General features: G+C 41.7%; 10 protein-coding genes. 1 reads left to right on the top strand and 9 read right to left on the bottom strand.

Features of this window, described 5'->3' with window-relative positions; genetic code table 11:
* Nucleotides 1-86: 86 nt before the first annotated feature.
* A complete protein-coding gene (locus CXF88_RS04200) occupies nt 87-2,930 on the bottom strand; it encodes a pitrilysin family protein (RefSeq protein ID WP_101086295.1) in 2,844 nt (947 codons plus the stop codon).
* Nucleotides 2,931-2,995: 65 nt separating this feature from the next.
* Nucleotides 2,996-3,424, bottom strand: a complete 429-nt coding sequence (locus CXF88_RS04205) for a YqaA family protein (RefSeq protein WP_101085598.1) — start codon at nt 3,422-3,424, stop codon at nt 2,996-2,998.
* A 577-nt stretch (nt 3,425-4,001) separates the two neighbouring features.
* Between CXF88_RS04205 and CXF88_RS04210 the strand changes: the two genes are divergently transcribed.
* On the top strand, nt 4,002-5,249 hold the full coding sequence (locus tag CXF88_RS04210) for a dicarboxylate/amino acid:cation symporter (protein ID WP_101085600.1): 1,248 nt from the start codon (nt 4,002-4,004) through the stop codon (nt 5,247-5,249).
* A 213-nt stretch (nt 5,250-5,462) separates the two neighbouring features.
* On the opposite strand, the gene sugE is transcribed toward CXF88_RS04210, so the two are convergent.
* From sugE to CXF88_RS04245, 7 genes are all read right to left on the bottom strand, one after another.
* Nucleotides 5,463-5,783 (bottom strand): quaternary ammonium compound efflux SMR transporter SugE, encoded by a 321-nt coding sequence (gene sugE, locus CXF88_RS04215; RefSeq protein WP_101085602.1) that lies wholly within the window; start codon nt 5,781-5,783, stop codon nt 5,463-5,465.
* A gap of 145 nt (nt 5,784-5,928) precedes the next feature.
* Nucleotides 5,929-6,411 carry a DUF3465 domain-containing protein gene (locus CXF88_RS04220; RefSeq protein ID WP_101085604.1) on the bottom strand — a complete coding sequence of 161 codons (483 nt, stop codon included), beginning with the start codon at nt 6,409-6,411 and terminating at the stop codon, nt 5,929-5,931.
* 358 nt (nt 6,412-6,769) lie between these two features.
* Complete coding sequence (locus tag CXF88_RS04225) at nt 6,770-8,041, bottom strand: alginate export family protein (RefSeq protein ID WP_242445094.1); 1,272 nt, start codon at nt 8,039-8,041, stop codon at nt 6,770-6,772.
* 71 nt (nt 8,042-8,112) lie between these two features.
* Nucleotides 8,113-8,985: an ABC transporter ATP-binding protein gene (locus CXF88_RS04230; RefSeq protein ID WP_101085606.1), complete on the bottom strand. Its 873-nt coding sequence runs from the start codon at nt 8,983-8,985 to the stop codon at nt 8,113-8,115.
* A gap of 10 nt (nt 8,986-8,995) precedes the next feature.
* Entirely contained in the window at nt 8,996-9,928 is a 933-nt protein-coding gene (locus tag CXF88_RS04235) for an ABC transporter permease (protein WP_197708419.1), read from the bottom strand.
* Between the two features lie 72 nt (nt 9,929-10,000).
* Nucleotides 10,001-11,386 (bottom strand): CmpA/NrtA family ABC transporter substrate-binding protein, encoded by a 1,386-nt coding sequence (locus CXF88_RS04240; protein ID WP_101085610.1) that lies wholly within the window; start codon nt 11,384-11,386, stop codon nt 10,001-10,003.
* 393 nt (nt 11,387-11,779) lie between these two features.
* The gene (locus tag CXF88_RS04245) at nt 11,780-12,910 is read right to left on the bottom strand and encodes a sodium ion-translocating decarboxylase subunit beta (RefSeq protein WP_101085612.1); all 1,131 of its coding nucleotides are present in this window, start codon (nt 12,908-12,910) and stop codon (nt 11,780-11,782) included.
* Between the last annotated feature and the right edge of the window lies 1 nt (nt 12,911).

Genomic DNA, 12,911 nt, shown 5'->3' on the forward strand with positions numbered 1-12,911 from the left:
TGAGCTAAGTATACATCTCATGTATATGAGGTTAACACTAGCTTATTTCAAGGCTAGTGTTAACCCTTGTAGTAACAAGTGTTCAACTAGTCGGCAAGTGTCATCATTTCAATCTGATACCCAAGGGCTTTTAATTGAGGTACAACGGTGGTTTTATCACCCACCACCAGCATTACCATATCATTGATATTTAATAACTTACTGGCAAGTTTGTTTAACTCATCTGTCGAAATGTTTTTCACAATTTTGTCTTGCTTAGCCGTAAAGTTTTTATCGAGCTGATAACGTTGGATCATTCTTAGAAAACCGGCTTTTTGATACGGGGTTTCGTATTCTAATGCCTGGCTTTGCGCAATCGAACTGCGCATAAAGGCACTTTCTTCGTCGGTCATACCCGACGCTTGGTATGCATTAATTTCGTTAACAAACTCAGCTAATGCTAACCCTGTTACATCGCTTCTTACGCTAGCATACGCCATAAACTGACCGGTATCTTCTGCGCCACCAAACTGAGTACGCGCACCATAGGTGTAACCTTTATCTTCACGCAGATTAAGATTAATACGGCTATTAAACGCATCTCCTAATGGGTAGTTCATCAAATAAGCTTTAAAGTAATCGCCTGTTGCATCATACGGTAACGACACTTGGCCGATATTAATCACCGACTGTGCCGCACCAGGTTTATCAATCAAATAAATAGTGTTTTTAAGGTGTGTTGGCAATGCTGGCAGTGCTGCAACCTGAGTCGCCTCGCCTTGCCATTCATTAAATATCGACAACTTAGGCATTATTTGTTGTTGATTTAAGTCTGATACCACAACCATTTGAGCATTACCTGCACGGTATTGCTGTTGGTAAAATTGCTTTACGTCATCTAGCGTTAATGCCGATATTGATTTAATCGTACCATTACTGCTGATCCCTAATGGACTATTGTTGCCATATAACAAGGCAGCAAAACCACTACGGGCTAGATAGTTAGCATCGGACATTTGATGTTGCAAACCTTGCAACTGCTGTTGTTTGACTCGTTCAAAGTCTGCAGCAACAAAACCGGGACTGAATAAACGCTCTTTAACGATGGCAAGCGTGGCATCTAGGTTTGCCGTTAAACTCGACACTTTAAGGTAGCTTTGTGAATCGCTGGCGCCAAAACTAATCGACGAGCCCAGCATATCAAGCGCCCCAGCTAAATCTTCGCTGCTGCGTTGCGCACTCGACTCATTAAGCATAGATGCGGTTAACTCAGCAAGACCCGCCTTATTATTGGGAGTTAAACGATGGCCGCCATCCAAATAAATAAGCAATTCAACCGTTGGTGTTTCGTCACTTTCAGTGCCCATCACTTTAATGCCATTTACCAGCTTGCTGTCCCATAATTGCGGCACTGTCAGTATCGGGGCCGCGGCTGATGCCGGTATTTTATTGCGATCAAATGAAGATTTAGCGAAAGTGATATCAGATAATCCGGTTACCGCTTCTTGCGCGATAGGCAAAGTAGTCGGTTCAAAATTATCCGCGTGGGCGATTAATTGTGTTTGTCCTTCTGGCACAATACTCATCACCACCATTGGCTTATTTTTAATGTAGGTATTAAATACCCGCATTACATCGGCTTTGGTGACATTAGCATAACGGGCTAAATCAGCTGCCACCATGTCTGGCTTACCAAAAAAGGTTTGATTAGCGGCAAGTGTAGAGACTTTTCCGGCGACACTTTGCATGCCAAAAATAGTGTTGGCTTCGAACTGTACTTTGACTTTTTGCAAGTCATCGTCGGTTACGCCACGTTGTTCAAACTCACTGATAGTTTGATTTATTTTAGTTTCAAGATCAGCAAGACTGCCACCTTTACTTGGGTTCGCGACAGCGTAAAGAGATAACTGACAAGTAAGCTCTTGGCATGGATGACTCACCGCAGCTTGGACCGCATAACCATCTTTGACCAAATTTTTATAGATAAGTGACGTTTTACCGCCACCGAGAATATTAGCGAGCAAATCGAGTGCAGCTTCGTCTTTATGTTGCGCGTAAACAGTGGGGAATCCCATGTATATTAATGGCAAATGTACTTTGTCTTCCATCGATATATAACGGGTTTTATCCAATGTCACCATGGTTTTAGCTTCAGGCTTAACCGTAGGCCCGGCTGGAATTTCACCAAAGTATTTATTTACCCAAGCCAGCGTTTGCATCTCATCAAAGTCGCCACCAATGGTTAAGGTCGCATTGTTAGGCCCATACCAACGTTGAAAAAAATGTTTCACATCAGCAACTGTGGCGCGATCTAAATCATCTGGCCAACCAATAACAGGCCAAGAATATGGATGACCCGCTGGATAAAATGCTTGGTTAAAACGTTCATTTAAACGGCCATAAGGACGATTATCAATCCGTTGTGCACGTTCATTTTTGACGGTTTCACGTTGCACTTCGAATTTTTCACTCGTGAGGGCGGGCAGTAAAAAGCCCATACGGTCAGACTCTAACCAGAGCATTTTCTCTAGTTGATTACTTGGCACAGTTTCAAAATAATTGGTTCTGTCGGTATTGGTAGTGCCGTTTAATGTTCCGCCCGCTTCAGTAACCACTTTAAAATGCTGTTCATCACCAACGTGTTGTGACCCTTGGAACATCATGTGTTCAAATAAATGTGCAAAGCCACTGCGACCGGCTAATTCACGGGCTGAACCGACATGATAGGTCACATCGACATGAGCTAATGGATCTGACTTATCTTGATGTAAAATCACGGTTAAACCGTTGGCTAACTGATATTTTTTATAAGGAATGCTAACTTGATTTTCTATCGGCGTGGCGTTTTCAATTAAGGTAACGCCTTGGGGCAAACTCGACGACTGGTACCCATCATATGCGCAGCCACTTAACGCTGCACTGATGGCCGCTGCTAATATCCATTTATTCAAATTTAGTTTCAAAATCGACTCCTTCCTTAAAACAAAAAAACCATCGTTGCAGAAGTAACGCGGTATCAATACTCAAACGTATACGTCATCAGCAATACAATGACGCTATAACGTAATAATTTACCCATAAACATAAATAATGAGGCGGGCAAGATAGGTATTTTTAACCATCCAGCCAGTAAACATAGCAAATCACCGATTATCGGTAACCAAGATAATAATAGGGCCCACATACCATATTTTTCTATCCATGCGAGTGCATAGCGGTATTGACGACGTTGAATATCTTGTGGATTCTTGGCTAACCGCCCTGCTCGACCAAGACCATAACTGGTTATCGCACCAAGCGTATTACCAATAGTGGCCAGTATTAATAATTCGAACCATAAAGATGGCGTTTGATTAAGTAATGCCACCAGTAACACTTCTGAGCCGCCAGGCAAAAGCGTTGCAGCGAAAAAGGCGCCGCTGAACATTAACCATAAACTCGTCATCGATAAATCTTATTGTGCACTAGCATATTCATTCCAATGACTATTCATTTTATTTTTATCGTACCTTCACAATGAATATCTGCACAGCATAATATGATTATATTGAACGCGATAAATCTTAAATTAACTCACCAGTATCTCAAGAGTGCTTTAAACACTATGCAGATACACAATCACGATACCGTTCATTGTGACGTAAACATGCAAGGTTACCCCACTCAATATACAAAAATTGAGCAACAACAGCGCGAATACGTTAATGAATAGTGAAAAAACTTAAAGTTATAATAACAAATTTAGTTATTCATATAAGTTATAATAAAATAACGTTGTTTGTCATTCGCTCACTTCATACAATGCGATTAATGTTTATTAACCTCAACGGGTTTATTAGGACATTATTTAGCGTAAATACTTCGCATAGTCCTAAAAAACTAGACAGTAATACAGCGTCAGATCGCCATTGTAGGGTTTAGCTTTTAGTAATTAATCACTCATTAGTGAACTAATGGGTCACGTACAACGATGTTGCCTAATCATATTTAGCGACGTCACAATGACATAATTTGGAACTTTCATGATATTGCAAACGCTCAAACGCATCCCTTTTTGGCAGAAAGTCATTGCAGGTTTTGTTTTAGGAACACTCACTGGTGTCGGATTAGGCGAGTCAGCCGTGATGTTAAAGCCTCTTGGCGATCTGTTTATCAGTGCCATTAAAATGCTGGTTGCTCCTTTGGTATTTTGTGCCATTGTGGTGAGCATTACCTCTCTGGGCTCGCAAGGTAATTTAAAGCGTTTAAGCTTTAAAACCTTAGCCATGTTTATGTTTACCGGCACCGTTGCTTCATTTATTGGTTTAACTGTCGGCAGCCTTATCGACATGGGCGGTAACCTAGCCTTAGCCACATCGGAAATCCGCGAACGTGATATCCCAGGCTTTGCTCAAGTTTTGCTCAATATGATCCCAGTGAATCCATTTGCCTCGCTAGCCGACGGTAATGTGCTTCAAATCATTGTCTTTGCCGCGTTAATTGGCATTGCCATTAATGCTGTAGGTGAGAAAGCAACGCCGTTAAAAAATGTCATTGAAGCCGGTGCTGAAGTGATGTTTCAATTAACGCGTATGGTATTAAAATTAACACCAATTGGTGTATTTGGTTTAATGGCTTGGGTTGTGGGCGAGTACGGCTTAAGTACATTATTACCATTAGGTAAGTTTATTATTGCGATTTATATTGCCGCGTTAATTCATATTATCTTTGTGTATGGTGGTTTAGTTAAATTTGCTGCGGGTTTAAGCCCACTGCAATTTTTCCGTAAAGCCATGCCAGCCCAGATTGTGGCCTTTAGTACCGCATCAAGCTTTGGTACTTTACCTGCCAGCACACGCAGTACCGAAGCGATGGGCGTGTCCAAACGTTACAGTGCTTTTGTACTTCCACTCGGCGCAACCATGAACATGGACGGTTGTGGTGGTATTTATCCTGCTATTGCGGCCATTTTTATTGCGCAAATTTATGGTATTCCGCTCGATATGACGGACTACATGTTGATTGCGGTAACGGCAACGGTAGCGTCTGTCGGCACAGCAGGAGTTCCTGGTAGTGCGATGGTGATGTTAACCGTGACTTTGGGCGTGATAGGCTTACCACTGGAAGGTATTGCCTTTATCGCAGCCATTGACCGTATTATTGATATGATCCGCACGGCAACTAACGTGACTGGCGATATGATGACTGCGGTTGTGATTGGAAAATCGGAAGGCCAATTGGACGTAGAGCAATTTTACTCAGATGAAAAACCGGTTGAGCAAGCCGCTTAACAATATTTTCATTGTATGGTTTGACCTAAAATACCTTGATCATTTTTAAACAAGCCAGCACTTTTTAGTGCTGGCTTTTTAGTGTGAATCGTCAAAAAAGATAAACGCCCATAAATGAGTGAAGGCTATTGAGCTAACGCTGGAATGACTTAAATTGGAAAAGTGCTCCACATCCAAAAATCTAGGTCAACAGTCGTCTACATCAGAAACGATCTACGTTGAACCCGACAGTTTCAATCCGATAATGCCAATAACAATTAACAGTAGACTCACTAATCGAATCAATGTGACTGACTCATTAAACAATACCATTCCTAGTATTGCAGTCCCTACCATTCCCACTCCAACCCAAATAGCATAAGCCGTTCCAACGGGCAACGATTTCATCGCAATGCCCAGTAGCCCAACACTAATCAACATGGCGACAATAGTACCGACGCTTGGCCATAAACGAGTAAAACCTTCGCTATATTTAAGTCCTATCGCCCATACAATTTCAAATAATCCCGCTACCACCAAAATAAACCAAGACATACACACCTCTGTGTTACGGGGCCGTCCCCGGATGAAATAGAGAGGTAAGGTCGTCCTCACGTCACATAAACAGATATCAGTATCACAAAAACAACCTAAGCCATTATCTTGTGATTAGGGCATTCACTGAGTAGGTTGCGATCTACTATTGGTACGTTTTACCCTGATGCATCAACCAACCATTAAGGTGGTGGCCATTAGGATCGTCATGAGTCCAATGCACTACGCCGCCTTTGTTATTCCATTCATACACACCGTAAAATTGTATCTCATCACCGACCGATATCGCATCAATCCGTGGCGCCAAATCAATATTATGTGCAATTAATACGGTGATCGAAGAAGATATCTTAACAATTAATCTTTGATGTCTAGCGCCTTTATTGTCATCTGGTAGCAGTTTAACCACGGTTCCCAGACCTTGTACCTGAACATTTTCCTGCTGATGCTCAAATGCTTGCTGGATGAGTGCATTGTTATTTTGGGCTACAGAATATTGCACTGTGGAGTTAGATTTGAGTGCGGTGGTTGATGTATCGGTGAATGATTCAGCCACACTATATTGCGGTAAAACGAACCATTGATATGACGAAAAAATTATAACGAGTAACGCGAGCCATTTTTTCATGTGTTGTGCTTTCCTTAGCCTAATTAACAAGATAGTTAAACAGATATTATACGATAACAACCCAAAAGGAACACAAGATAATGATGATGACGAGTATACAGGATGACTACAAATCTTTAGATTACAAATTGATTATGCAAGCAGTGAACTTTATCTAAGCCAGTCTAATTTAGCACCGTTAGAGACCACGGATTAGCAGCAATTTTAGGATCTACATAAGATAGTAGCAGGAATAGTTAACTGACTTGGTTGAGCTTAGGGGGGTAAATAGATTTCAAAACTGGACACAAAAACGCAATGTAAAAGAAGATTAAAGCGAGTATCAATTGATACTCGCTTTTTTCACTAGCTTGCCAAATTAGAACTTAGCGTTTGCCCAAAGCCACACTTTATCAGTATCAACTTTACCGGCTCCAGCATCGCTTGCTGAATAAGCTGCGTATTTAACACCTACGGTATAATTTTTATCAATTGGTAAACTGAATACGGCGTCAATTTCGTCGCCTAAATCGTTTACCGTAGCGCTAGATTCGTCAGCTTCAAAATCATGGTAAACCAACGCCCAATTACCACCAACAATACTACCACCAATAGACACATAGGTATCGGCTAGCCCTTGGGCTGGCGTCCCTAAAAATTGATCAGACCAACCATTAAATGCGTGTAAAGTGGCAAGCGGTGTTGCAAAACCATATTCACCATTATCAGACCCAAGCAGCTCGTATCCTAACTTGACGGTCAGCCCGCTAAAACCTACGCCAACTTCGCCCAATAAATAATCAGCAGAATAAGATGTGGTTGCGGTATCGGCATCTTGTGTGGCGTATTCTACCGTATAAAGTAGTTTGATTTTGTCGATATCTTTAGCACCAGCAAAGCGCACGCCATAAGTGTCAACGCCGTTATCAAGGTTGGTATCTTCCTCAAGCAGATAGCCGTAAGCACTTAGCTTACCCAAGCCTAAATTATATGATGCATTGATGATGTGATCTTTTGAATCTATGTCTTTTATTTCTGCAAAAATACGGTTGCGCTTGTAGATATAGCCATAGTCAACGCTAAAGTCATTCATTGCATATTGCATAGTAACGGCATCGAATGTTTGGCGATCTTGACGCCAGCCAACATGGCCGATAAAACGTTGGTTATCGATAGCAATAACTTGACGCCCAGCTTTAGCAGTAAAACCATTACGCTTGTATTGTAAGAAAGCCTGGTCTAATTCAGTTGTTTCAGGGTCTGCAATCACAGAGTAATCAGCATTGTTGCCAATCGCGTCATTATAATCATTAACCCCTGCTAAGCTGCGTGAATCCTCAAACTCAACTAAAGCTGTTAAGCCGTAATATTCAGCGGTAGCAAAGGTTAAACGAGTCCGAAGTGTCAATGCATCAGCATCTTTTAACGCATTGTCTTGATCGACAGATTCATAACGCAAATTCAAATCTACATTTGCTGTTCCCTGAGTCACTGCATCAGCGATTGATGTGACTTTAACATCCGCTGCAGAAGCATTTCCCATAGCCAGTAATAGTGAACAACTAAGTACCGATAAGGCACATTTTTTTGTAAAGGCAGAATTTAGGCAAGCCTTATCCGCAACTTGACTCGCAAGCAGTTTTTTATTCATCTTACATCCCAAATAGTTATTTTAAGTTAAGTTATCAACACGCTGTAAAGCGTAACAGTGCGACTAGCAAACTAACTGTTGCTTACTTTAACGGCTTCATTAATTGGTGTCTGTGATTTATCTTGCATTTTAAATACTTGTTTTATTGCTGACAGTGATTCTATCTTGCGTTGTTTTTCATATAGGAATTTAAGTACCTCAGAACGCAGTCGGTTGTACTCAGTATCTTGAGCTAACGCTAGGCGGTTTCTTGGCCTTTGAAGGTCGACTGTTAAAATTTCACCCACTGTGGCTTCTGGACCATTGGTCATCATGACAATTTTGTCAGACAACAACACCGCTTCGTCTACATCGTGGGTAATCATAATCACGGTATTATTTAACTGACTTTGGATCTCCATTAACGAGTCCTGCATGTGTGCTCGTGTTAACGCATCTAATGCTCCAAATGGCTCATCCATCAGCAACACTTCCGGTTGCATAGCAAGCGCCCTTGCAATACCGACTCGTTGTTTCATTCCACCAGAAATCTCTCCTGGACGTTTATGCATAGCATGATCCATCTGCACTAATTGCAGGTTATGTTCAATCCACTGTTTCATTTCTGTTTTGCTCATCTTGCCAGCAAACACTTGTTTTACAGCAAGCTCAACGTTTTGATAGGCACTTAACCAAGGGAGTAACGAATGATTTTGAAATACCACCGCCCGTTCAGGTCCTGGCGCTTTAACTTCAGTACTTTTTAAAATGACCCCACCAGAGCTGGCTTGGTATAAACCTGCAACAATATTCAGTACGGTCGATTTGCCACAACCAGAGTGACCAATCAAAGAGATAAACTCGCCTTTATTTATCTTCAAATTCACGTCTTTAAGCGCTGTAAAAGATCCTTTAGGCGTGGGAAAAACCATATCAACGCCGCTAATCTCTAAAAATGTGCTCATGTTGTTACCCTCATTGATCCCAAGATACCCAATGCTGTAAGGCCAGAATGCCTCGGTCTAATAAAAAGCCAATAAAGCCAATCACAACCACCGCGGCCATAATTCGCGCTAATGAATCAGAACTACCATTTTGAAATTCATCCCAAACAAATTTTCCAAGTCCCGGATTTTGCGCCAGCATTTCCGCGGCAATCAATACCATCCACGCGACCCCTAGGGATAAGCGCATACCGGTAAAAATCATTGGGATAGATGCTGGTAAGACGATTTTTTGCACATGGGTTATTGCCGATAACCGCAATACTTTGCTGACATTGATGAGGTCGCTGTCGATACTCGTCACGCCGATTGTAGTGTTGATAATCATTGGCCAAACACTGCACAAGGTGACCGTGAGCATGGAGTTAATAAATGATTTAGACACTAGCGGATCCGGCGAGACATACAGCGCACTGACCACCATGGTAACTAAAGGCAACCAAGCGAGTGGAGATACGGGTTTAAAAATTTGAATAATGGGGTTAATTGCTGCCTGCAAACTGCGGCTTAACCCCATCCAAATCCCCAATGGAATAGCAATAATGGCCGCTAAAATAAAACCACTCATGACGGTAATTAGACTAGTGACAATTTGATCCCAAAAAGTTTCTTTACCTGTGTAAGCACGTACTTTGGCGACATAACTTGGATCGTTAGCAACACGCGCCTCATTTCGTGTTTCTTGACGTTGATAAAAAGCCTCGGCCTTTTCGCGCTCAGTTATATGCTCCTGATACAAATTGTCAAATTGCGACACGACAGCAACCGGTCCCGGAAACTTACCTAGAGAGGTTTCAATACTATTAGCTGTCACCGCCCACAGAGCTAAAAATATCGCAATGCCGATAAACGGTAATAGTATCGCCCTACTTAACTCGGCTATTTTCAGCATAACAACTGCCATGTTGCCTCGTTCAATTAAGCGATTTTGTGCAATAGAATAAAGACTGTTCATCCAAGACTCCTTAACGGTTTGTTACAGCTTGTCGCCTTGCTTTAATCCAATTACAAATGAATTAATGTAAGCATTAGGCTTGCTGCCGTCATAAACTAAATTATCAATAAAGTGAGTTTGCGGTGCTTTGAAACCGGTTTCTTTACTGAAATCTGGAAAGTCAGCTGCGGGGATGAGCTTATCGTCGATGAGTGATTGCGCGGCTTTTGCATAAATATCTGGACGATAGACTTTTGCGGCGATGTCTTTATACCAATCGTCAGATTTATCTTGTTCAATTTGGCCCCAACGGCGCATTTGAGTTAAATACCAAATCGCATCTGAGTAATATGGATAAGTTGCGTGATGCCTAAAAAATACATTGAAGTCTGGAACCGCGCGCTTATCGCCTTTTTCATATTCGAACGTACCCGTCATACTATTAGCAATCACCTCATAGTCAGCACCAACATAATTAGATTGAGACAGTATTTTTACCGCTTCTGGGCGGTTAGCATTGTTATTGTCGTCTAACCATTTAGCAGCGCGGATCAACGCACGAGTAAGGCGTATAGTGGTATTTGGATATTTTTCGGCAAACTCGGCTGTAATACCAAACACTTTTTCAGGATTATCTTTCCAAATTTCATAATCGGTCACCACAGGTACACCAATGCCTTTAAACACAGCTTGCTGATTCCAGGGCTCACCAACGCAATAGCCATTAATTGTGCCCGCTTCCAGTGTCGAGGGCATTTGTGGGGGCGGAGTTACCGACAGCAAAGCTTGTGCATCAATCTGCCCTGATGTATCTCCTTTATGAGGTGCGTAAAACCCAGGATGAATCCCACCAGCGGCTAACCAGTAACGCAATTCATAGTTATGTGTAGAAACCGGAAACACCATACCCATATTAAATGGCTTACCAGCCGCTTTAAATTCTTCAACTACGGGCTTTAGTGCATCAGCTTTAATGGGATGAACGGGAAAACCGTCTGCCTGTTTAGCAATGTGCGGCTTCATTTTGGCCCAAACGTCGTTTGATACCGTAATTGCGTTACCATTTAAATCCATCGAAAATGGGGTAATAATGTGCGCTTTAGTACCGTAACCAATTGTTGCAGCAATAGGTTGACCCGCTAACATGTGGGCCCCATCTAATCGACCATCAATCACACCATCGAGTAACACTTTCCAATTTGCCTGCGCTTCAATCGTGACGTATAAACCTTCTTCTTCGAAATAACCTTTTTCATAAGCAACCGCAATAGGTGCCATATCAGTTAATTTGATAAAACCAAACCTGAGCTCTTCTTTTTCAGGAAAGCCCACTTCGGCACTTACAGTGTTGATACACAAACTTGCCCCAATACTGACCCCCAGCAATAAAGACTTAATCTGCTGAGTTAACGATATTTTCCAGTTCATATTATTTCCCCGTGATGAAAATTGACAATAAAAAAAGGCGCTTCGGATATCCATTTAGGAATATCTCGATAGCGCCTTTGCTAAAATTGAATTTATTAAATATTATTTATCAGTCAGTTAGTTGTAAAATTGATAACCTGTACTGTCTAAAAAGACTGGATATGGCTCATCAAATATCCAACCTTTGCTATCCATTTTTCATGCCAAAACATTAACAGGTTGATTTTGAATAACTTTAATTTTAACAATTAAATAACGTAATGCTACTACAGTGCAATAAAACAGTTTAAGTGCACCAATATGCATCAAAAGAGGTATAAGTAATTTTGTACCAGTAGATAAAAACAAAAAAGCCAACGCAAAGGCATTGGCTTTTGAATCATCTGGTAAGTTTTAGCCTAGTACTGCCAGCAAAACACCTGCAGCAACAGCACTGCCTAGCACACCTGCTACGTTAGGTCCCATAGCATGCATGAGTAAGAAGTTTTGGTTGTTAGCCTCTAAACCTACCTTATTCACTACTCGTGCAGCCATTGGCACAGCAGAAACGCCTGCTGCACCGATAAGTGGGTTAATTTTTCCGCCAGAGAGCTTACTCATTAATTTAGCCATCAATACCCCAGAAGCAGTACCAATACTAAACGCAACCGCGCCAAGGATTAAAATACCTAGCGTTTCGATACGCAGAAATTGATCTGCTGATAGCTTAGACCCAACAGCAAGACCTAAAAAGATAGTCACTATGTTGATTAACTCGTTTTGCGCCGTTTTCGATAAACGATCCACTACGCCCGATTCGCGCATTAAATTGCCCAAACAGAACATGCCAATTAATGGGGTTGCTGCAGGTAAAAATAAAATGGTTAACCCTAGCACCATCAGTGGAAAGATAATCTTCTCTTTCTTACTGACTTCACGCAATTGTTCCATTTTAATTTCACGTTCGGCTTTAGTGGTTAGCAGTTTCATGATCGGCGGCTGAATTAATGGCACTAACGCCATGTATGAGTATGCAGCAACAGCAATAGCACCTAACAATTCAGGCGCTAGTTTAGACGCTAAGAAAATTGCCGTTGGACCATCTGCTCCACCAATAATGGCAATAGCTGCAGCATCTTGCATACTAAACTCAAACCCAGGCACCCAATTTAAGGCAATAGCACCAAGTAAAGTGGCAAAAATCCCAAATTGCGCCGCTGCCCCTAACAATAGTGTTTTAGGGTTAGCAATTAGCGCACCAAAATCAGTTAATGCACCCACCCCCATGAAGATGAGCAATGGGAATACCCCAGTCTCAATCCCGACATGGTAAGCGTAATACAGTAAGCCACCTTCATCGGTAAAACCTGCATTAGGAATGTTGGCTAATATGGCGCCAAATCCGATAGGTAATAACAATAACGGTTCAAATCCTTTAATTATCGCTAGAAATAACAATAAACAACCAACAGCCATCATTAGCAGTTGGCCACCAGTAAAGTTAGCGACACCCGTTTCAGCCCAAAAAGCCAATAATCCTTCCATT

The sequence above is a fragment of the Shewanella sp. ALD9 genome (assembly GCF_002836315.1).
Classification (GTDB): Bacteria; Pseudomonadota; Gammaproteobacteria; order Enterobacterales; family Shewanellaceae; genus Shewanella.